General features: G+C 40.1%; 18 protein-coding genes and 1 pseudogene. 11 read left to right on the forward strand and 8 right to left on the reverse strand.

The features are described from left to right. Positions 1-45 precede the first annotated feature (45 nt). The 3 genes from ACE1AT_RS30020 to purE all read right to left on the reverse strand — a co-directional run bounded on the left by ACE1AT_RS30020 (position 46) and on the right by purE (position 3,642). Positions 46-366: a YnfA family protein gene (locus ACE1AT_RS30020; RefSeq protein ID WP_374874794.1), complete on the reverse strand. Its 321-nt coding sequence runs from the start codon at positions 364-366 to the stop codon at positions 46-48. A gap of 181 nt (positions 367-547) precedes the next feature. Continuing rightward, on the reverse strand, positions 548-2,149 hold the full coding sequence (locus ACE1AT_RS30025) for an ammonium transporter (protein WP_374874842.1): 1,602 nt from the start codon (positions 2,147-2,149) through the stop codon (positions 548-550). Positions 2,150-3,123: 974 nt separating this feature from the next. Beyond that, complete coding sequence (gene purE, locus ACE1AT_RS30030; protein ID WP_374874795.1) at positions 3,124-3,642, reverse strand: 5-(carboxyamino)imidazole ribonucleotide mutase; 519 nt, start codon at positions 3,640-3,642, stop codon at positions 3,124-3,126. 199 nt (positions 3,643-3,841) lie between these two features. Between purE and nagA the strand changes: the two genes are divergently transcribed. Together nagA and bchM are read left to right on the forward strand one after the other, a co-directional pair. Then, positions 3,842-5,032, forward strand: coding sequence for an N-acetylglucosamine-6-phosphate deacetylase (gene nagA / locus ACE1AT_RS30035; protein WP_374874796.1), 1,191 nt, complete (start codon positions 3,842-3,844; stop codon positions 5,030-5,032). A 194-nt stretch (positions 5,033-5,226) separates the two neighbouring features. Beyond that, positions 5,227-5,913 (forward strand): magnesium protoporphyrin IX methyltransferase, encoded by a 687-nt coding sequence (gene bchM, locus ACE1AT_RS30040; protein ID WP_374874797.1) that lies wholly within the window; start codon positions 5,227-5,229, stop codon positions 5,911-5,913. Positions 5,914-5,959: 46 nt separating this feature from the next. On the opposite strand, the pseudogene ACE1AT_RS30045 reads toward bchM, so the two are convergent. Then, a pseudogene (locus tag ACE1AT_RS30045) lies at positions 5,960-6,295 on the reverse strand (RNA-guided endonuclease InsQ/TnpB family protein); the annotation flags it as partial. Positions 6,296-6,328: 33 nt separating this feature from the next. Here ACE1AT_RS30045 and ACE1AT_RS30050 point away from each other — a divergent pair. The 6 genes from ACE1AT_RS30050 to egtD all read left to right on the forward strand — a co-directional run bounded on the left by ACE1AT_RS30050 (position 6,329) and on the right by egtD (position 11,458). Further along, positions 6,329-6,550 (forward strand): hypothetical protein, encoded by a 222-nt coding sequence (locus tag ACE1AT_RS30050; RefSeq protein ID WP_374874798.1) that lies wholly within the window; start codon positions 6,329-6,331, stop codon positions 6,548-6,550. 86 nt (positions 6,551-6,636) lie between these two features. Further along, positions 6,637-7,122, forward strand: coding sequence for a hypothetical protein (locus ACE1AT_RS30055; protein ID WP_374874799.1), 486 nt, complete (start codon positions 6,637-6,639; stop codon positions 7,120-7,122). Positions 7,123-7,142: 20 nt separating this feature from the next. Continuing rightward, positions 7,143-7,520, forward strand: a complete 378-nt coding sequence (locus tag ACE1AT_RS30060) for a DUF423 domain-containing protein (RefSeq protein ID WP_374874800.1) — start codon at positions 7,143-7,145, stop codon at positions 7,518-7,520. Positions 7,521-8,205: 685 nt separating this feature from the next. Then, positions 8,206-8,994: an ergothioneine biosynthesis protein EgtC gene (gene egtC / locus ACE1AT_RS30065; protein WP_374874801.1), complete on the forward strand. Its 789-nt coding sequence runs from the start codon at positions 8,206-8,208 to the stop codon at positions 8,992-8,994. Next, the gene (gene egtB, locus ACE1AT_RS30070) at positions 8,969-10,231 is read left to right on the forward strand and encodes an ergothioneine biosynthesis protein EgtB (protein WP_374874802.1); all 1,263 of its coding nucleotides are present in this window, start codon (positions 8,969-8,971) and stop codon (positions 10,229-10,231) included. Before egtC ends, egtB begins: the two co-directional genes overlap by 26 nt. Positions 10,232-10,417: 186 nt before the next feature. Continuing rightward, positions 10,418-11,458: an L-histidine N(alpha)-methyltransferase gene (egtD, locus tag ACE1AT_RS30075; RefSeq protein ID WP_374874803.1), complete on the forward strand. Its 1,041-nt coding sequence runs from the start codon at positions 10,418-10,420 to the stop codon at positions 11,456-11,458. A gap of 142 nt (positions 11,459-11,600) precedes the next feature. Here the strand turns inward: egtD and ACE1AT_RS30080 are convergent, their stop codons facing one another. Then, complete coding sequence (locus ACE1AT_RS30080; protein ID WP_374874804.1) at positions 11,601-13,532, reverse strand: amino acid transporter; 1,932 nt, start codon at positions 13,530-13,532, stop codon at positions 11,601-11,603. A 382-nt stretch (positions 13,533-13,914) separates the two neighbouring features. Further along, a complete protein-coding gene (gene ilvC, locus ACE1AT_RS30085) occupies positions 13,915-14,910 on the reverse strand; it encodes a ketol-acid reductoisomerase (protein ID WP_374874805.1) in 996 nt (331 codons plus the stop codon). A 1,192-nt stretch (positions 14,911-16,102) separates the two neighbouring features. Between ilvC and ACE1AT_RS30090 the strand changes: the two genes are divergently transcribed. Beyond that, entirely contained in the window at positions 16,103-17,197 is a 1,095-nt protein-coding gene (locus tag ACE1AT_RS30090; RefSeq protein WP_374874806.1) for an IS701 family transposase, read from the forward strand. A gap of 192 nt (positions 17,198-17,389) precedes the next feature. Continuing rightward, positions 17,390-17,794, forward strand: coding sequence for a DUF4359 domain-containing protein (locus tag ACE1AT_RS30095; RefSeq protein ID WP_374874807.1), 405 nt, complete (start codon positions 17,390-17,392; stop codon positions 17,792-17,794). Positions 17,795-17,888: 94 nt separating this feature from the next. On the opposite strand, the gene rppA is transcribed toward ACE1AT_RS30095, so the two are convergent. Then, entirely contained in the window at positions 17,889-18,578 is a 690-nt protein-coding gene (gene rppA, locus ACE1AT_RS30100) for a two-component system response regulator RppA (protein WP_374874808.1), read from the reverse strand. A gap of 67 nt (positions 18,579-18,645) precedes the next feature. On the opposite strand from rppA, the gene hisG reads away from it, so the two are divergent. Then, positions 18,646-19,290, forward strand: a complete 645-nt coding sequence (gene hisG, locus ACE1AT_RS30105) for an ATP phosphoribosyltransferase (protein ID WP_374874809.1) — start codon at positions 18,646-18,648, stop codon at positions 19,288-19,290. Positions 19,291-19,375: 85 nt separating this feature from the next. On the opposite strand, the gene ACE1AT_RS30110 is transcribed toward hisG, so the two are convergent. Next, complete coding sequence (locus ACE1AT_RS30110) at positions 19,376-21,577, reverse strand: HlyD family efflux transporter periplasmic adaptor subunit (RefSeq protein WP_374874810.1); 2,202 nt, start codon at positions 21,575-21,577, stop codon at positions 19,376-19,378. Positions 21,578-21,628: the final 51 nt, after the last annotated feature.

Here is a 21,628-nt window from a genome sequence, read left to right on the forward strand (position 1 = left end):
ATACAAACATAATTCATGACCAAATTCAGCAACGCCCTATTTTGACTATCTGGGTGCATACATGATGATCACAACACTCACCAATGCTAAACCCGCTCCAATCAGGTCGTAATAATCAGGGGTGACTTGATCAATTTTCCAACCCCAAAGCATTGCCATAATAATAAACACACCACCATAAGCAGCATAAACTCTACCAAAATTAGCTGGTTGGAGAGTTGCGATCGCTCCATAAATCGCTAAAGCTATACCGCCTAAAATCCCCAACCAAATTGACTTATCTTCTCGCAACCACAACCATACTAAATAACCACCACCTAGTTCAAATAATCCAGTTAATACAAAATAAAAAAGTGACTTAAGCATTTTTACATAGGGTTAGGAAGCAATACTGCAAGGGATAGGATTTTTCGCCATAATTTAAACCCTGTAGAGACGTTGCACTGCAACGTCTCTACTCATGTTTCAATAAAAAACCAACCCCTTGAGCAAAAACAAAGTGACTAGAGGGTTGGTATCAATTAACAACAAATAAACCAATTTACAATCACAAGGTAGTCGGTAAATCTCCTGATGTCGAGATTCCTCTGTGGCTACTTGGCTCACCAAATCTGCCAGCATCTGCCTCTTTCACAAACCCGCTGTAGGCTTCCATTCCGTGTTCGCCGATGTCTAAACCTTCTATCTCTTCTTCACGAGATACTCTGATACCTAAAGTGGCCTTAAGTACTAAGAAGAAGATTGTACTGAGAAGAACGGTCATACCACCTACGGAAAGAACACCAAGTAGCTGGGTAAAGAACTGACCTAAACCACCACCTGCGAATAGACCTTTAGCTGGGCCAAGATTCTCACCGTACCAGGAATAAACACCAGGACCAACAGCAAATAGACCAACTGCTAGAGTTCCCCAAATACCACAGACTAGGTGTACTGATACAGCTCCCACAGGGTCATCGATTTTGATTTTGTCAAAAAAGGTGACAGCGAAAACTACGAGGACTCCTGCAATTAAGCCAATGAAGAAAGAACTGCCAATGGTGATATAAGCACAAGATGCAGTAACCCCTACCAAACCAGCCAAAATACCGTTAATGATCATGGATAAGTCTGGCTTACCCAGGTACAGCCAAGCTGTGATTGTAGCAGCTATACCACCGACAGCACCTGCCATGTTAGTAGTCAAAGCGATGTGGGTGATCGCACCAGGATCAGCAGCCATTACGGAACCGGGGTTAAATCCAAACCAGCCCAACCACAAAATCAAGCAGCCCAAGGTGGCTATACTCATGTTGTGACCAGGAATGGCTACAGTCTGTCCATCTTGATATTTACCAAGACGAGGCCCAAGTAATGCGGCTCCCATCAAAGCAGCCCAACCACCAGCGGAGTGAACCACTGTAGAACCGGCAAAATCGAAGAAACCTCTGTCTGCTAACCAGCCACCGCCCCAAATCCAGTGTCCGGTGATCGCGTAGGAAACACCGACAAGTAAAAGGCTGAAAATGAGAAAGTCAATAAACTTAATGCGTTCGGCTACAGCACCAGACACAATTGTTGCTGCTGTTCCAGCAAAGACTAGCTGGAATAAAAATTTAGCAGCTAGAGGAACACCAGTCCAACTGAGAGCGCTAAATACTCCTTTGTAGGCGTCTCCTGTTGCAGGACTGTTATCGGCCCCTTGCAAGAAAAATCCACTCAAGCCAATAAAGTCATTCCCATCGCCAAACATTAAGCCAAAACCAATTGCCCAAAAAGCAACGGTGGCAAGAGCAAATACAATGAGATTTTTGGCGAGAACATTAACAGCGTTTTTCTGACGGCAAAAACCAGTTTCTAACATACAGAAACCAGCGTTCATGAAAAACACTAAAAAAGCTGCGATCGCTACCCACAAAGTGTCGATTGCAACCTTTAATTCGGCTGTGGTTGGGCCAGCAGCAGCAGGAGTTTCTTGAGCAACTGCTACATAACCCCAAGCCAACACAATTAAACAAGCTAAGGGAATACAAGCTTGCCAACTGGGAGACAAGCGCTTGATTACCCATAAAAATTGACTGAAAATTGAGTTTGATTGCGTTTTGTTGACGTTCCAGTTTGCTGACTGTCGCCTATATTTTGCTGTCGATCTTTTTTTGTTCTTCAACATCATGCTCTAAACCGTCGTTAACTGACAAAATTACGTTAAGCAGAAAGAGCGCTCTCCCAAAGCTAAACAAGTGCTTTTTATTATTTGGTTATTACACAAGTTTCTCTTAAAACTCGCAGATTCTCAATGCTTTACCAAGCTGTTTTTGATAAATTTGAGAATCAAATAACCGAATTTATATTCAAGAAGTAGCAACTAAACTTTGGTGATACTACAAACATTCTTAAGAGATTATTATTATGTAGTTTGATTAAGAGTCAAGTATCTTTACATTGTCTATTTATTTTCTTTGAACAAAGAAAATAGGTTTTGTTGATGTAAGCATAATTTTGTCAAAAAGTCTCATTTAAAATGACAGTAGCAATGAAAAAATTTTTGTTAAATTCAATCAAATTACCGTAAAGTTTAGCTCACCAAAGTTTAAAAAAATTTAAATCATTGCCTCAACAATTAACACAAATAAAATCAAGAGGGTCTTTTGATGCTTATGATTTTTGTCAAATTTTTATCGGCATTTACACTTATATAGTGTAGAAAAAGATGCAATAAGTGTATCTACGCAATAGAGCTACAGGTTGTATAAAATAAAGACTGCGCAGCATTTTTGTGAATATTACGAAATAAATTATTTCGTTTGATAGTGTATTTTTAAACTTAAGTTTATAAAAATCTGTAACATTAAATACAATTTATCTTTCTTTCTTGTTCCATCGCTAAATATGTAATTTCGGTCTTAGAACTTGCATTATTTGGCTGTATCAATCTAGGCAAGAAAGTTGCATAACTATTAAAAAATCTTAAAGTTTTTATGGAAATGAATATTCTTTTTAAATTAATTGACGTTATTTAAAATACATCTTTTCTTTCAAGTGAGATGCAAATTATTTTTGTAATTCTTTAGACTAAATTGATTACTAAATTAATTTTGCTTTTTTGAAGCTACGTATAAATTAAAACTTAGTTATTAAAAATAATTACATCTGTTTTAAATACTGCTGGTATCCAATTTGCTCAAGTTTAGCTTGTTTTGTTATTACCGAATCACATAAATTTTGACGATAATTCTGTACTTTTGCTTGTAGTTCCGGCTGTTGGGTAGCAAGAATTTGTATTGCTAAAAGTCCGGCATTTGTAGCATTACCAATTGCTACTGTTGCCACAGGAATTCCCGCAGGCATTTGTACAATAGAATACAAAGAATCGACTCCTTGTAAATGACGGCTAGGTACAGGAACACCGATCACAGGTAGCGGGGTTAAAGATGCAACCATACCAGGGAGGTGAGCAGCACCACCCGCACCAGCAATAATTACCTTAATACCCCGTTCATGAGCAGACTGGGCATATTGCACCATCCGTTGTGGAGTACGATGAGCGCTGACGATCGCAACTTCAACAGCAACACCAAAATCTTCACAAACAGCGATCGCACCTTGCATGGTAGGTAAATCGGAATCGCTGCCCATAATAATACCGACAAGAGGTTGAGTCATGGTATTGGGGATTGGGGATTGGGGATTGGGGAGCGGGGATTGGGGAGCGGCTAAAAGTTAGGGATTTTTGTTTTGAATTTTGTCTTCTCTAACCTTTAACCTTTAGTCTCTGGTTCCTTTGGTAGAGATTATCATCTCATTTATCTACGTAATTTGTGATTCATCCTAAAATCGAACTCAGAAATAATTGTAAATTCCGATGCCCGATCCCCAATCCCTAATCCCTGATCCCTTTCCTATAGACATTATTAACGCACGAGTGCCTGGTTACAAAGATTTGCAGATGATTGTTGTGAATTGCCAAGGCATAATTGAACAAATCTTACCAATGGGTACAGTCTTTAAAAGAGTTCTACCACCTGATTTGCAAGTGTTGGATATTGCAGGTGATTGGATTTCGCTTGGTGGTGTTGATTTACAAATTAACGGGGCGTTAGGTTTAGCATTTCCTCAGTTAAAACCAGAAAATTCTGATTTATTGCCAAAAATATGCGAATATTTGTGTAATGAAGGGGTAGATGGTTTTTTACCAACTTTGGTGACTACTTCAGTAGAAAATATTCAGCGATCGCTAGCGGTTATTGCTGAGTTTATGGCAACTTTCCCTGTATCCCCAATTTTAGGAGTCCATCTAGAGGGGCCATTTTTAAATTTTCACAAACGCGGCGCCCACCCAGCTGAGTATTTGTTGTCTTTGACGATAGATGAAGTCAAACGGGTGTTAGGTGATTATGCTAATATTGTCAAAATTATGACTCTGGCGCCAGAGTTAGATGCAACGGGTGAAGTAATTCCTTACTTACGTTCAAATGGCATCACCGTCAGTTTAGGACATTCACAAGCGACAGCAGCAGAAGCACAAAAAGCTTTTAAACTGGGTGCAACGATGGTGACTCATGCTTTTAATGCTATGCCACCACTACACCATCGTGAACCAGGATTATTAGGTGCAGCAATTACTCATCCTAAAGTGATGTGTGGTTTTATTGCTGATGGGCAACATGTTGCACCGACAATGTTAGATATATTACTGCGTGCCAGTCATTATGAGAAAGGACTTTTTCTAGTCAGCGATGCTTTGTCACCTTTAGGCTTACCTGATGGTATTTATCCTTGGGATACTCGACAAATAGAAGTCAAAGATGGTACAGCACGACTACCAGATGGGACTTTATCAGGGACAACTTTACCGTTGCTTCTGGGAGTGCAAAACTTGGTGGAGTGGGGAATCTGTGATGTAGAAGTGGCGATCGCACTTGCTACGGATGCACCCAGAAAAGCGATCAGTTTATCAGCAAGTATAGTTGGTGCTTCTGCTACACAATTATTACGTTGGCAATTTGATGAAGCAACTAAAAAACTAACTTGGAAAAGATTACTCAGCAATTAGGGAACACCAAAAAATCAATCAAACTATGTTAAGTAACGTAAAATTATTGAAGTCAGTTCGTAGTCAGGACTTTAGTCCTTTCTTGAGGACTAAAGTCCTGACTACAAAACTTTTGTTATTTGCGCTGTCTTACTTAACAGATAACTGATAGATGATACTTTAAACCATTGGGTACTCTTCGATAATTGAATTTCATGAACGCAGCCGACGATAAAACCATTGTTAAAGAATATTTCAATTCCACAGGCTTTGATCGCTGGAGACGTATATATGGCGATGGCGAAGTCAATAAAGTCCAGCTAGATATCCGCAATGGACATCAACAAACCGTAGATAAGGTACTCGGCTGGCTAAAAGCAGATGACAATCTCGCAGGATTATCTATCTGTGATGCTGGGTGCGGTGTGGGTAGTCTCAGCATTCCCTTAGCAGAAGCAGGCGCAAAAATATATGCCAGCGATATTTCTGAGAAAATGGTAGAAGAAGGTAAACAAAGAGCTTCTCAAACCTTGGCAAATCCGGAGAATCTGACTTTTGCAGTTCAGGATCTAGAAACTCTCAGCGGTAGCTACCATACGGTGATTTGCTTGGATGTTCTGATCCACTATCCCCAAGAAAAAGCAGATGCGATGATTTCTCATCTTTGTTCTTTAGCACAGTCGCGGGTTATTCTTAGTTTTGCTCCCAAAACCTGTGCTTTGACAATCCTAAAGAAAATAGGGAGTTTCTTTCCGGGGCCAAGTAAAGCGACTCGTGCATACTTACACCGCGAAGCTGACGTTGTCAAGATCCTTGAGAAAAATGGTTTTGTGGTGCAACGAGAGTCAATGACACGCACTCGGTTTTATTTCTCCCGCTTACTGGAAGCAAACCGTAATTGACATACTCCCCCGAATCCGCTTCGCGCTTGTTCGGGGGATTCTAGGCTCAAACAGCAATATCAGGCGTAGCCCGACTTACATTGCCTAACCCAACAGTCGATGCCCCGACTGCACAAATATTACGACTGGCGTTTTCATCCCTTGCATTAATTGATTGACAGGAAGGACAACGCCATTCTCTAATCGACAAATCAATTTTTTCTAGAATATGCCCACAACTAGAACAAGTCTTGCTGCTGGGAAACCATTGGTCGATGAAAACAACTAGTTTATTTTTCTTTTTGGCAACCCATTCTAGGATTTGTAGAAACTCACCAAAAGCCAAATCTGAGATTTTTCGCCCCCAAATACGTTGCATTCCCTTGAGGTTTAGGGTTTCCCAGCTGTAGCATATGGGGGGTGGCTCGTATGGAATTTGCGTAAACAACACCAAAAGTTATTAAGCGATCGCCTCCAATCTATCTTTTATCGTCTGCTTGAAGAAAAGAGCGGTACAATTTCCGTATTGTCTTTTGCTAAGGAAGCCCAGATCAGTGGTGACGAAGCAAAACACTATTTGGATGCAAAAGCAAAAGAATTTAATGCCACGTTTGATGTTAATCCTCAAGGTGGCGTTTATTACCACTTTCATATTTAAGTAGTTGGTTATTAGTTGTTTAGAAATTCTAACCACCAACCACCAATTATTATTAACAATGGCTGTTATCTCACTCAAGAGGAATTATGAAAACTGGTGAAAAATTGGCTGCGGGCTGGCTGCTAACTCTGGGATTTATGTTTTTAACTTTATCAGTATCAGCAGCAATAGATAAATATAATATGCTCAAACCTATATCTCCAGCTTATGATGATCAAGCAATTGATATTCCTAATAGAGAGGCTTTAGCTGTACTTGATGTGACTGCAAAACAAGGTTTAATATTTGGTGTTCCTACGCTTGCTTTAGGTGGATGGTTAGCAATAGGATTGTTTCGTCAAAGTCGTCGAGATAAAAAGGCTCTAGAACAACAGGTTAGTGAACATTTGCAATCAACTTTTTATCAGATGTTACAAGAAAATAATGGACAGATAACTCTTTTAAAATTTGCAATGCAATCTCATCTACCTGCACCAGTCGCAAGACAATATCTTGATGAACAAGCCAAAGTTTTTAATGCTAACTATAAGATTAGCGAAGAGGGGGGAATTTCCTATCATTTTGACCTTTAGAGAATTGATTGGGAAACTCTATGACACAAATATTTTTAAGTTTGGCAGCTATTTTAGGAGGTTTATCTGTAGCTGCGGGGGCTTTTGCTTCTCATGCTTTGCGAGAAAGACTTAGTGAGCGATCGCTTTTAATTTTTGAAACAGGCGCTCGCTACCAAATGTATCATGCTTTAGCGTTGTTAGCTGTAGCAATATTATTACTTAATCTCAAATCTCCCCCACCTAGCTTAATAGCAAGTGCGTGGTTGTTTGTGATTGGGATTGCAATTTTTTCCGGCAGTTTATATGCCCTGAGTTTAACAGGTATTAAGTATTTAGGAGCAATCACACCATTAGGAGGAGCAGCATTTATCGCTGGTTGGTGTGCTTTAGCTTTTGCTGCTTGGAATTTGAAGTAGTAGACGGGGACAAGGGAGACAAGGGAGACAAGGAAGACAATAAAGGAAGTTCAAAAAAATATAAATATTGAAGCAAAACACAAAACTTCATGTAGTTTTAAATATTTAAATTCCCAGAAATGCGATCGCTCCAACACAATATAATACTTTCTAGCAATCCTATATGGTTTGTGAGAATTGCAAAGTTTAGATTCCCGACTTCTCAAATGATACAGCTGGCGAATAGGGGGTCAGACCCCTCGTTCACCCATAAATTGGCTTGTAGAGACGTAGCATTGCTACGTCTCTACATTTGGTGGGATAACGAAAAATCGTTGATTAGGGGTGTTACCCCTGATTCGCAAGCTGTATCCTCAAATAAGTCGGGAATCTTGTTTCTCACAGATGATTTAGGAATGCTATATCTATTTAAAGCTATTCAAATATTAATAAGACTACTGAATAACCTAAAAGAAAAACTATCATCATAGTAAATTATTATACTTTTTTCTGACAATTAAGCTTTTATTGGGAAGTTAATCGATTTTGGATTTTAGATTTTAGATGCTCGCGATCGCCTGTAGGTAACGCTCGTTGGAAAAGGAAAATAGAGCGATCGCTACACCAGAGAAATTTATATAATTTTCAGGGAATTCTCAGGCAACAAGCTTAATCTCTACTGTTATTGGGAGTTTATTCCTTAACAATGTGTCGTTTATTAGCCTACCTTGGTTCACCTGTTTCTCTTGAACCTCTGTTGTACGAACCAGAACACTCACTGGTAGTCCAGAGCTATCAACCCCGCGAAATGCTGTCTGGAGTAGTTAACGCCGATGGCTTCGGTGTGGGTTGGTATCATGTTCAAAGAAATACTGAGCCTTTTACCTACAAAAATACGCTGCCGATTTGGAATGATATAAATCTACCAAGTCTCAGCCGTTATGTGGAGTCAGGGTGTATTCTTTCCTATGTTCGCAGTGCTACCGCAGGACAAGCACTTGATTTAAGTAACTGTCAGCCATTTCAGTATCAACGTCTGTTATTTATTCACAATGGTCGCATCGAAAACTTCCGGCGAACATTGTATCTACCAATTCGCCAGCAGCTAAATGATGAAATTTATCAATGGGTTGGTGGAACTACTGATTCTGAACACATCTTTGCTTTGTTGCTGTCTTTATGGCAAGCTAACCCAGGTAAAAGTCTGGAGCAGACTCTCAACGCAACATTGCTCAAACTCTCAGAGATGGCGCAAACTCATCAAACCCACGCTTCAGCCAATGTCATTATCAGTGATGGAAATCGTCTTGTTGCTTCTCGCTTTAACACAAAATCACCTGCTCCCTCTCTCTACTGGACAGCCAATGAGCCGGATTTTCCGAATGCAGTCATTCTAGCTTCAGAACCTTTGTTTGCAGGTAACTGGACATCTTGCCCAGAAAATAGCATTATCAGTGTGGGAGAAGACTGTGATATCAGAATTGAGCAAATCTAGTTTCAAACAAACAATTTATCAGGCTTTTACTCAGTGTCGTGCCAAAACTCTGACTTTGTTTGAGAGTATTGATGAAGTTACCTTTCGCCGTCAGGCTCATCCTGATTTTAGTCCTGTAGGTTGGCATTTAGGACATATTGCTTACACTGAATCTTTGTGGTTACTAGAGCGCAGTGCTGGCTTACCTTGTATGTTTCCCCAATATCGCAAGCTGTTTGCAGCTGACGGTTTACCTAAATGCGATCGCGTCAAATTACCCAACTTAGAGGAAATATATTACTACTTAGACACAGTTAGAGCAAAAGTTTTTGATTACTTAGAAGTAGCGGATTTAGAAACAGAAGAACCTCTTTGGCGCTTTTTGCTTCAGCACGAAAGCCAACACAGTGAAATAATTTGTTTCGTACTGGAATTAATTAAGCGTCAAATGTCAAGTGTCAAGTGTGAAAAGTTAATAACTGTAGACTCTGGAGTTCGGACACTTGACTTAACAAAGCCAGAAGCAATGATCCAAATCCCCGCAGGCGAATTTGAGATGGGTAACAATTCACCAGATGCGATGGATAACGAACGTCCTGCCCATAGGGTATATCTAGATACATATGAAATTGAGCGTTACCCTGTGACTTGTGGACAATATCGGCTATTTATGGCACATGGGGGTTATGAAAATCCTCAATGGTGGTCAAAAGCTGGCTGGGAATGGTTGCAAACAGCAAAAGTCACGCAACCTCTGTACTGGCGTGAAGATTTAGCTTGGGAAAATCACCCAGTTTGTGGTGTTAGTTATTACGAAGCAGCAGCCTACGCGGAGTTTGTCGGGAAGCGCTTACCCACAGAAGCCGAATGGGAAAAAGCAGCTAGCTGGGATGCAAAAACTAATCACCAGCGCGCCTATGCTTGGGGAGATACACAACCAACATCTGAATCTTGCAATCACGATTGTAAAATGGGCAAAACAACACCAGTCAATGCCTATTCTGCTGGACAAAGCCCCTATGGTTTGTATGATACTTTAGGCAATGTTTGGGAATGGACAGCTACCTGGTTTGATGGCTATGAAGGCTTTCAGTATTACCCATACATCGGATACTCCCAAGTTTATTTTGACAATCAACATCGAGTTTTAAAAGGCGGTAGCTGGGCTACTCGTCCTTGGGCGCTACGATGTAGTTTCCGCAACTGGTATCATCCCGATGTGCGCCAAATTTTAGCAGGCTTTCGTTGTGTTCGATGAAATAGTTGAAATAGTTGATAGTTGGTTGTTGTTTGGTATTTATTCCAACCAACTATTTATCAACAATCATCAGCTCAGTCAATCTAGCTGAGGCGTGATGTTATTGGGTATCTCTTCGTGTTTCACTAACAAAGGTTTTGCGATCGCAACTGAAAGTGTCCGATCAAACCAAGCAATAGAGGAGCAATGACAGTGTTCAAACCTGCCAGTAGTAATCCTAGTTTTCAAAATAGCATTGAAGACCGCTTACAAATAAAGCGTTTGCTCGAACCAACTTTGATCATTTCTACTAATGCTGGAAGTGATGTAGTCAAGGGACTAACTCAAAGACCAAAAACTCTACCACCGCGTTACTTCTATGATGATCGGGGTTCGGAGCTATTTGAGCAAATCTGTGAATTACCAGAGTATTATCTCACACGTACAGAGACAAAAATTTTACAAAGCTATGCTAGTGAAATTGCAGCAATCACAGGTGCTTGTGAAATAGTAGAACTGGGTAGTGGCAGTTCTACAAAGACTAGGATATTACTAGATGCTTACCAAAAACAAGGATTACCTCTGCATTATCTACCAATAGATGTCAGCGCAGGTATGCTCGAAAGTAGTGCGCTGTCGCTACTAGCAGATTATCCCTCATTACAAGTTTATGCACTGGCAGGAACCTACGAATTAGCCCTTGCTGAAATTGAGCCTAAGCAATTACCCAATCGGATGATTTGTTTTATTGGTAGCACTTTGGGTAATTTGAATCCACAAGAGTGTGATGTGTTTTTATCTCAAGTCAAAGCTGCGCTGCAAGTGGGAGAGTATTTTTTATTGGGGGTAGACTTACAAAAACCAAAACATATTTTGGAAGCTGCTTATAACGACAATCAAGGAGTAACAGCAGCATTTAACTTAAATATGTTAGAACATCTCAATTGGCGGTATGAGGGTAATTTTGATACCAGCCAATTTGCACATTGGGCATTTTATAACGAACTGGAACATCAAATTGAGATGCATCTCAAAAGTAAGCGATCGCAAACTGTCGAATTACGCACTCTCAAACTCAATGTTCATTTTGAACCAGGTGAAACCATCCACACCGAAATTTCTCGTAAATTCGATCTCAACCGCATCCAACAAGAACTAAAAACCAAAGGTTTAGTACCCCAAAAAGTATGGACTGACGAAAACCAGATGTTTGGTTTATTACTCTGTCAGTTGCAAGATAAGGGATAGGGGATCGGGGATCGGGGATAAGGGATCGGGCATTGGGCATTGGGCATTGGAATAAATTCTTCCTTGTTCCTCTTACCAATTTTTAATTTTTAATTTTTAATTTTTAATTGATAAGTCCTCCTTGTCCTCCTTGCCTCCGACTCTATCCCCCCACATGAATACCGGGACGGCGTTCCGGATCTTTTTCGGCTTTACGAATCACTTCACGGGTAACAACAGCTATATCCCCTTCACCAAAAAGGATAAAACGTAATAAGTATTGAATCGGATTACCTTCTATCCAACCAAAATAGGCGTGCGGTAGTTTCCCAGTTTGATCTCGGATATATAAAAGAATAGCTGCAATTGTATTTGGCACAGCAGCACCCCTAGCTCTCAAAATGCGATAGTTACCGACCTGTACTCCTTTAACCTGAATGATCTCAGTAAATACTGAAGCGTCGGATACTTGAATTTCTAGGAACAAAACAGAATCTGTCTGAGGAATATGGTTGTCCTCGCGTACTTCCTTCTCTTTTAAAAAGTATTCTTGTTCATCTCCTTCACTCAATCGATTTGCAATCAGCCGTATCTTTTCTTGATGCTCTTCTTCTTCAGCAATAAAGCGACGAGCTGTTTCGTCCATTTCAATTTGCTCGACTCGCAGTTCTGTGGAGCGCCAGACTCGTGAAATTAGCGAGGTAATAATAATGACACCGATAAAAAAGGCAGCAATTTGGATACCTTCGGGTCTTTCAATGATATTAACAATGGTGGTATAAACAAACAGTAGTGTAATCGCACCAAAGGACAATATTCCTCGTGTTGCTCGCCGACTTCGAGCAGCTAAAGTTACAGCAAAAGCAGCAGAAGTCATTAATACCAATACTCCTGTTGCATAGGCTCCACCTTGAGCTTCGACATTGGCTTTAAAGATAATTGTTACCACAAAAGCGATCGCTGTATACACCAACACCAAAGGTCGGATCATCCGTGTCCAATCTGGTGCCATGCCATAGCGCGGTAGGTAGCGAGGGACAATATTCAATAGCCCTGCCATTGCCGATGCACCAGCAAACCATAAGATAGAAATTGTACTTAAATCATAAATAGTTCCAAAGCCATTGCCCAGATAGAGATGAGCCAAATATGCAAGGGCGCGTCCGCTAGCTTTTCCCCCTGTTTGAAATTCTGCACTAGGAATAAGTAGAATTGTCACCAAACTACTGGTAATCAAGAAGAAGCTCATAATTACCGCCGCATTTGTCAGCAGTTTGTAGGTATTACGAATGCGGCCTCTGGGGTTTTCTTCTGTTTCATGCTGATTCCCCTTCACCAACGGCATAACCGCTACACCAGTCTCAAAACCAGATAATCCCAATGCTAACTTCGGAAACAGCAGTGCGGCTGCACCGATCATCCTGAAAGGATTTGAATAACTGGTGAACAAGCCAGTTTGCCAATTAGAAATTACGATTGGCTGTTGTAAAACCTGGTATGCACCAACACCGATTGTGATTAAGTTCAGCAACAAATATGTAGCGACTAAAAAAACAGCAAGACCGATCGCTTCTTTAAAGCCTCTTAAAAATACACCACCCAGCAATGCAATTAAGATAAGTGTAATACTGACTGATTGCCCGTGTAGAAACTCTGGTATGAGAGGATTTTCAATAATGTGGGCTGTGGCATCGGCTGCGGAAAGAGTGATCGTGATGATAAAATCAGTGCCTGCAAAGCCAAGCAAACATAAGACAAATAACTTGCCTTGCCACCAGGGAAGGAGATTTTCGAGCATGGCGATCGATCCCTCTCCATGAGGACTTGTCGCAGCAACCCGGCGATATATGGGTAATGCACCAAACAGTGTCAGCAAAATTAGAATGAAGGTAGCCAGAGGAGATAAAACTCCTGCCGCTAAGGCAGCGATACCAGGCTGATAACCAAGTGTGGAAAAATAATCGACCCCCGTCAGACACATCACCTGCCACCAAGGATGCTGAAAATGCTCCCCTTTCTCGCTGCGATCTTCTTTGAGTAACCAGCTAACGAGCCGTTTGCGATGTTGCTTGGGTGGGACAATGGGTCCAGCCATCAACAATACTCCTGTTGCATTGCTTTTATATTACTTTGACTACTTAGCATGAATGTTGGGGTCGTGCTTGCCATACCAATGATTAGCAGACAAAATTGCTTTTCATTGCCATCATACTCAAACATTGAGGCGAAATATCTCTGCCCGCAGTTTACCACTACGGCAAATCAAAGTAATTATCGGAAGTCAGCAAAAAATATTATCCCTTTCTTGGCTGGTAGGGATACTAATAACGATTATGGCTCCGTTAGTTTTACAGTCAGGGATCGGGGATCGGGCATAAATCAGTTAACAGTTAACAGTTAACAGTTTAATTTGATAACTGTTAACTGATAACTGAGAAGTTGTCTCCCTTGTCCCGCTTCCCTTTTAATGTGCTTATTTAATCCTTCTTCATCCAACTAAACATCGCGCGTAAATCTTTGCCAATTTCCTCAACTTGATGTTCGGCTTCTTTACGACGCATCGCAGTAAACCCAGGTTTACCGGCTTGGTTTTCTAGGACAAATTCCCGTGCAAATTGTCCAGTTTGAATTTCTTGGAGAATTTTTTGCATTTCGGCCTTGGTTTGTTCGTTGACAACCCTTGGCCCACGGGTATAATCACCATATTCTGCGGTATTAGAAATGCTATCGCGCATTTTTGCTAGCCCGCCTTCCACAATCAAGTCAACAATTAACTTAACTTCGTGGAGACATTCAAAATAAGCTAACTCTGGTTGATAACCTGCTTCTACTAGGGTTTCAAATCCGGCTTTAATTAAGGCACTCAAACCACCACACAAGACTGCTTGTTCACCGAACAAGTCAGTTTCAGTTTCTTCGCGGAAGGTAGTTTCCAGAATACCCGCGCGTGTACCACCAATACCTTTAGCATAGGCCATCGCGCGATCGCGTGCCTGTCCAGAAGCATTTTGATAGACAGCAAATAAACAAGGTACTCCTTGTCCTTGTTCGTAAGTCCGCCGTACCAAATGTCCTGGGCCTTTGGGTGCTACCATGATCACGTCTACCTCAGCAGGTGGTACAACTTGACCAAAGTGAATATTGAACCCGTGAGCAAAAGCTAAGACATTTCCTGGTTCTAAATTCGGTTCAATTTCGTTTTTGTAAACAGTTCTTTGAACTTCATCAGGTAATAAAATCATCAACAAGTCAGCAGCTTTGGCTGCATCTGCCACATTCTTGACAGTTAACCCAGCAGTTTCGGCTTTTGCCGCTGACCTGCTGCCCGGATATAATCCGACAATCACGTTCATGCCACTATCCTTAAGATTGAGGGCATGGGCATGACCTTGGGAACCATAACCGATAATAGCGATAGTTTTTCCGGCTAAAAGGTCTAAATTTGCATCTGCGTCGTAATACATCCGAGCCATAAGCGCGTCTCCAGTCAGCAAGCATCCTGTTTGATTGCAGACTTGTTATTTTACCGGATTATGACACTGTTTCTCGATCTATTATTTGTACTTCTTGATTCAAATAATTTCAGATCCACACCCCATACGGTATCTTCGATAATTCTGGAGGGCGCTTACTTAACGACATCGGCATACCCACTAAACCGATGATACTCACATAAACACTTCTTTTACTTAGTTGTTCTGTTTACCTGTTTATGGCTACGGTTTTCAGTACTGTTAAAACTAACTCTAGCGCTTTCCCTAATAAAAAACTATGAGAAATTTAGTATTTTAATAACCTGTTATTTGCCGGCTGTATTAAGTTAATTGCTTTCAACAGTTTTTGGCTATTGTTAAACCTCGTCCATCTTGAAAAGAGGAGTTTTTCAAAAAGGACATTATGTAGGTTGGGTTACACTCCGTTCCACCCAACCTACAAAACTACAGTTCTCAAAGTAGACGTGGTTTAATTAAATTACTTGCTTGAGAAAAGAACGTAAAATTTTAGGAGTATAAAAAACAGTAAAAAAATTTATACTTATCCTTGATAGAAAAATAAGTATAACGTGACACTTCAGACATTGCAGTTTAATTTTTCAACGCTGTTGAATGGGTGAGAAAATTCTGAAACGATCGATTTATGATGCACAAAAGAATAATTTTGTATAGTGCGGCAATCTCGAATTTTTATGTATTATAGTTATTCATCGCTAGCACTCGACAACAAGTATTTTGTATTTTATTACGTTAATCAACAAAAAATCTTGTTGCGTGTGCTGTTGTTATACGCTAATTAACTTGATTTTTGCGATATACTTAAATGGTTGTTACTAAAATCAGAGCTAAAACAATGGTATTTTCATTGATTTATTCTTGATTAGTATATTTTTTATTAATCAAGAATCATCTTAATTAAAAGATAAATTTATAATCAGTGTATTTACGTACAAAGCTCAGTGTTGTATGATTTGTGGGTAAAAATTTTGAGAGAAATATAAATTTTTATTATGTTCAATCAAATAATATCAATATCTATGAAAAATAGAATAAGTAAAAACTATTTACTTCAAGAAAGCTTCATAAAACTGTAAGTAATCTTTAGTTATATTATGTGACGCTACCAAAAAATTACTGCATAAGCATATATTTATTTTTCTGGAGTCAAAATATGGCGCAGCCCAGGGAAGCAGTTACTACCATCACTTTTATTGATAACTATTGTGCAAGCTACAAACATCTTTTCCCCGAAGTGAGAAGTTTCGAGTTCTTCAAGTGGTTGCATTTAGGTTTAATTTCTGATATAAATCGCAAAAGTTTACCTGCGATCGCTAAACATTTGGGGTTAAATAACCAAGCTTTACTACATTTTGTCACCGAATCACCTTGGCAATTACAAGAACTAAGAAATCAAAGATTGTCTCTTATTCGTCAGGTTTTGCAGGGCAGGAGTTTCACTCTAATTATTGATGATTCTGGAGATAAAAAGAAAGGTAAAACTACAGATTATGTGGACAGACAATATATTGGTAACTTAGGCACCGTTGAAAATGGAATTGTTTCCATCAATGCCTATGCTTTTATAGATGGTTTAATTTTTCCTCTCATATTTAAAATCTTCAAGCCACCAAAAAGGTTAAAACCAGGCGAGACGTTTAAAACAAAGCCTCAATTAATTGCTGAGATCATTGAAGAATTACAAGAAAGAAGGTTCAAATTTGACTTGGTACTAGCAGATACTACCTATGGAGAGTATGACGCCTTAATTCATATTTTCAATCAGTTTCAGCTGAATTTTGTCACAGCAATTAGAAGTAATCACGGTTTTTGGTTGGCACCCACTCAAAAACCTAGATACACAAGTTGGAAAAAATTTCATCGAATTTTCAGTAATGGTAAAATAGAACAAAGCTACATCCGTGAAATTATCTTTGGGAATCGTCGAGAACTTCGCTATTGGCAAATTACAAACAACAAAGAACAGTCAAGCGAAAATTATACTTTGTTTTTAATGAGTAATTTACCAAAATCTATTACTTCCGCAGTGGAGAATCCTTATGGGTTAATAACTTGGTTAGAGTATGGCTGTAAACACAGTAAAAATTACATAGGTTGGTCAGATTTCCGCATCACTAATTATGAGCAAATAGAACGTTGGTGGGAAATAGTGTGTAGTGTTTACTGTATGCTGAGTATGCAATTCCATATTTTTCAGCAAAAGTCTAATCAACAAAGCCAAAACGAAAAAACTGAACTTATTGCTTAGATTATTTCATCCAGAAACACCAACATTGTTTTGAAGATGGGTGTGACGGATTTTCTTAAAGAAGATGCACTCGCAAACGGAGAATAGGGAATAGGGAATTAACTTAGCAATTGCTCAATATTTCAGAAATAGATGTGACTGCTGCTGTATTTACATCAAACCAGTCAGTTGCATTGTTTTGACAAAAAGCTTATGAAAGCATCATTGCAAAATCGTTTAGGTATAGGGAAACGCACATACATACTTCTAGCTATTGCTGGTGTTGCTGGTGTAATGTCTTTTACTAACCCTGATCACAACACTTATGTTAACTATGCCGCAGCTCGGCTCACTAATGAAATTCAAGACGCTATTTGTAAAGGGCCACAGTTACCACAAGGTAAATTGTGGGAAGATATAAACAAACTGACCAGCAACACATGTAAATCAGGATTAGCAACAGGACTAGCTTTTCAAGGTAGCAACATTAAAGATTTGATCGCCAGATCAACCGAGCGTCAGAACTTTGTTATTTTTAGTATCTACACTACCAAAGTTCCCGGATATAACTTTAAAACAATCGGCGCCTTTGGTAACTTATTCACATTTCAAAAATAGCTAAATTTGATAACTGTACAGACGCGTAGACGCTCGTAAGAGCGGCTTCAAGGTAAGAGTATAATCGCGTCTCTAGCTAACTGATAACTATTTACTAATCACTAGATATCCCAAAACGATATCCTTTACCGTAAACACTATGAATTAATTGCGTTTCCTCCGGTAACTCAATTTTGCGCCGTAACAGACGTATTAATGCAGCAATCACATTACTACTGGGTTGTTCGTGATCTTGCCACAAAGATTGCATGATCTGGGTGTGGGTCAGTAGCTTGCCAGTATTTTCCATAAAATATTGCAGTAACTGACTTTCTTTTTGTGAGAGTTCTATTACTCGTCCCTGGCGATAGGCGACTTGATTTTCTGGATCAAGTTCTAGACCAGCTACTGACAAGCGACCTGTAGGAGTCTCAGGCGTTTGGGAAGCAGAACGTCGTAATAAAGCACGGACTCTTGCAAGTAACTCTCGCAATTCAAAAGGTTTAACTAAATAATCGTCTGCACCCGCATCTAAACCTTCAACCCGGTCATCAAGAGTATCTTTAGCGGTGAGAAATAATACAGGGGTAGTAAGGCCTCGACGGCGTAATTCTTGACATATCTCCAATCCTGTTTTTCCAGGCAGCATCCAATCTAAAATCAGTAAGTCATAATTGCTTGTTTGCGCCAGTTGACTACCACTTGTACCATCATAAGCAGCATCGACACTGTATCCCTCACGACTTAATACCCGACTCAAGGGATCAGTCAATTCAATTTCATCATCAACTACTAAAATTCGCATGGCCAGCCATTAATCTTTAACCATCAGCTTTCCTGTATTATTATCATGCTGACTGCTAACGCCATTTATGCTTACTGTTGCACTGCCAAAAGGTGAACTTCTTAAAAATAGCATCCAACTGCTACAAACTGTAGGGCTAGATTTTAGTGCTTTTTTAGACTCCGGGAACCGACAATTACAAATTACTGATCCAAACGGGAAAGCCAAAGGACTATTAGTCAGAGGTCAAGATGTACCTGTTTACGTAGAATACGGTCAGGCACAATTGGGTATTGTAGGTTACGATGTCCTGCGAGAGAAAAAACCGCAAGTGGCACATTTAGTTGATTTAGGGTTTGGGTATTGTCGCATGTCGGTAGCGGTAAAGCAATCAAGCCCTTACCGATCGCCACTTGATTTACCTGCTCATGGTAGAGTTGCATCTAAATATGTCAACTGTGCGCGTGAATACTTCCATAGTCTAGATTTACCTGTGGAAATTGTGCCGCTATATGGTTCTGTAGAACTAGGGCCGATCACAGGCATGTCTGAAGCGATCGTTGATATAGTTTCTTCAGGGCGGACATTGCGCGAAAATGGTTTAGTCGAAATTGAGGTGTTGTATGAAAGTACAGCGCGGTTAATTGCTCATCCTTTGAGTTATCGCCTCAATACAGATAACCTCAGTGATTTGATCAGTAATATCAGAGAAAATATTTTGACAACCGTTTGAAGAAGACACTTATGCTGGAGGCAGAAGGTAGAAGTTTGTAGTGAGCGCTTGAGCGCTCAACGAGGACTAAAGTCCTCACTACAAACTAACGAGTATATTTCAAGCTTTCTATCTTACCTAAGAATTTTTCTGTGAAAATACTCATTACAGTCCGTTTACGGACATTAATATTGGCATTCAAAGACATCCCTGATTGGAGAGGTACTTCTTTACCGTTAACGTCGATGGATTGTTTGGATAAGCGAATTTCAGCTGGGAAGCGGGAGTATGGAGTGTTTTGATCAGGAGGTAAAGCATCAGAACCAATCCGAACTACCTCACCTCGAATATCACTATATTCTGTGTATGGGAAAGAATCAATTCGCACATCAACAGGCATTCCATCTTTAACAAAACCAATATCATTGTTGGTGATAAAAACTTGGGCAACAAGATTTTCTGGCGGCACGATTTTGAGAATAGATTCGCTGGTGTTGTAGACATAACCAGAGCTACGAGGCTTGAGGTCAAAAACAATTCCACTAGTTGTGGCTCGGATTTCTTGATATTTTAAAGTCGAAAGAATTTCGCTCATTTCACCGTTAAGTTCTTGGATGCGTTTTTTGTTTTCGACCATCACTTTGGTGAGTTGACTATCAATTTCAGCAATGCGCTTGTCATTATCGGCAATTTTGCTGAGTAAATCTTCTTTAGATAAAGCGATCGCATTTTCTAATTTCTTTTGTGATTGGGCGATCGCCAGCCGCAGACGTTGTTCTTCTTGCACAAGGCGGTTAACTTCGGCTCTACTAGTGTCTGCTGTTTGCCGCTTTTCTAGATAAGGTAAGCGAGCAAAGGCTCCTTTTTTCACCAAAGCGTCTAAATTATTGGCTATTTCTAAATTTGTTGCTAGGCTACCCCTAGCACTAGCTAATTGAACTTGCACTTGATTTAACTGTTTAGCTAATTGTTCTACATCCAGCCTCGCTGTGGCAATTCGAGAGTCTCTTTCTGTTTGTCTATTAATAAAACGTTCTCGTAACTCTGGATTCAGGTTACGTATTGCTGTAGCGCCAAGCAATTCTGCACGGTAAAGTTCATTTTCCCGCACCAAAGCCACACGGTTTTCTGTGAGTGATGCTAACTCCGGTGAAATCTGGAATTCTCTTTTTGTAGAATTCGCCGTCGATGTTCGCATCTGGGTACGATAAAAAATGTTTTCTCGCACTAGGCTAGCTCGAACTTCTTGCAGAGAACGTAATTTTGCTTGAACAACTGTGGGATCAAAACTCACCAAAAGATCGCCTTTTTCAACTCTTTGTCCTTCCTGGACATGAATTTTGTTGATTACTCCCCCCACTGGCGCTTGAATTTCTTTGACTAAACCTTTGGGTTCCAGTTTGCCCTGTACGGGAACCGATTCGTCGATTCTAGCTGTACAAGCCCAGACAAAAGCAAAACTAGTTACACCAACGATGCTCCAAATAATAGCATGTGACCAAACACGCGATTGTTTTAAAATGACGGGCTGATCAAAGTCGTTGATCTCACTAGGCGTCTGGCGGGGTTTCTCACGAGGTATGGTAATTGCCGAAGTGAAAATTGCTGAACTTCCTTGCAAAAGCAACTGCCATTCACGCTGAGATTTTGGCACACGCTTCCAAATAAATACTAATCCCCCAGCTGTGAGCAAAAACATGAAACCACCCAGAGGCAAGAAGATAGATCCTTGACGTGGGGCAGCTTCTAAGTAATTTACATGGTAATTTTGGTTTTGAGTTGGGTTTTGAATTGTGTTTTGAGTTGTGTTTGGATTTGGATTTTGAGTTATGTTGTGGCGATCGCTCTGATCAATAAAATCATCTTCAGAGCTAGTTTTAGTATTCGTCACCTTGGGTTGGGGTGTTTGTAGCGCCTTCCAAGTGTCAGTATCAGCAACACCCTCAGTAGCGTTTAATAGTTTCTCTTGCTGAAATTTGATAACTGCTGCTTGAGTAAGTACACCGAATTTACCATCAATTGCGCCATGATAATATCCTAATTTTTGCAGCTGAGTTTGCAGTTGGAAAACAGCTGTGCCTTGACTACCAAATTTCAAGTTCGATTGGTTAATCGACTGATTTGGTGATGAAAAAGCCACCTCAGTACCTTCGAGTTCACTAATGCAATTACTCAAATCAGAGTTTGATTGAGTTGTTGTCTGCTCTTCAAGAGTTTGCTCGCAATGATTACTAGTTGTTTCAGGAGTATTAAGTGACGCTTCTGAACAGTTTGTACAAGCTAGCAGCAACAAAGATGGATCAAGCATGGTTTTTTCTGTGTAAAGGAGGTGTAGAAAGTGGGGAGACAAGGAGGACAA

This window comes from Pelatocladus sp. BLCC-F211 (assembly GCF_041928655.1).
Taxonomy (GTDB): Bacteria; Cyanobacteriota; Cyanobacteriia; order Cyanobacteriales; family Nostocaceae; genus Pelatocladus.

Bases quoted from the DNA above. Each gene is read 5' to 3' on its own strand.
- purE (WP_374874795.1), bottom strand. From the start codon at position 3,642: ATGACTCAACCTCTTGTCGGTATTATTATGGGCAGCGATTCCGATTTA.
- ACE1AT_RS30020 (WP_374874794.1), bottom strand. From the start codon at position 366: ATGCTTAAGTCACTTTTTTATTTTGTATTAACTGGATTATTTGAACTA.
- ACE1AT_RS30080 (WP_374874804.1), bottom strand. From the start codon at position 13,532: ATGGCTGGACCCATTGTCCCACCCAAGCAACATCGCAAACGGCTCGTT.
- ACE1AT_RS30060 (WP_374874800.1), top strand. From the start codon at position 7,143: ATGACACAAATATTTTTAAGTTTGGCAGCTATTTTAGGAGGTTTATCT.
- ACE1AT_RS30095 (WP_374874807.1), top strand. From the start codon at position 17,390: ATGAAAGCATCATTGCAAAATCGTTTAGGTATAGGGAAACGCACATAC.
- ACE1AT_RS30025 (WP_374874842.1), bottom strand. From the start codon at position 2,149: ATGTTGAAGAACAAAAAAAGATCGACAGCAAAATATAGGCGACAGTCA.
- egtD (WP_374874803.1), top strand. From the start codon at position 10,418: ATGACAGTGTTCAAACCTGCCAGTAGTAATCCTAGTTTTCAAAATAGC.
- ACE1AT_RS30110 (WP_374874810.1), bottom strand. From the start codon at position 21,577: ATGCTTGATCCATCTTTGTTGCTGCTAGCTTGTACAAACTGTTCAGAA.
- nagA (WP_374874796.1), top strand. From the start codon at position 3,842: ATGCCCGATCCCCAATCCCTAATCCCTGATCCCTTTCCTATAGACATT.
- ACE1AT_RS30090 (WP_374874806.1), top strand. From the start codon at position 16,103: ATGGCGCAGCCCAGGGAAGCAGTTACTACCATCACTTTTATTGATAAC.
- hisG (WP_374874809.1), top strand. From the start codon at position 18,646: ATGCTTACTGTTGCACTGCCAAAAGGTGAACTTCTTAAAAATAGCATC.
- ilvC (WP_374874805.1), bottom strand. From the start codon at position 14,910: ATGGCTCGGATGTATTACGACGCAGATGCAAATTTAGACCTTTTAGCC.
- ACE1AT_RS30055 (WP_374874799.1), top strand. From the start codon at position 6,637: ATGAAAACTGGTGAAAAATTGGCTGCGGGCTGGCTGCTAACTCTGGGA.
- bchM (WP_374874797.1), top strand. From the start codon at position 5,227: ATGAACGCAGCCGACGATAAAACCATTGTTAAAGAATATTTCAATTCC.
- egtC (WP_374874801.1), top strand. From the start codon at position 8,206: ATGTGTCGTTTATTAGCCTACCTTGGTTCACCTGTTTCTCTTGAACCT.
- rppA (WP_374874808.1), bottom strand. From the start codon at position 18,578: ATGCGAATTTTAGTAGTTGATGATGAAATTGAATTGACTGATCCCTTG.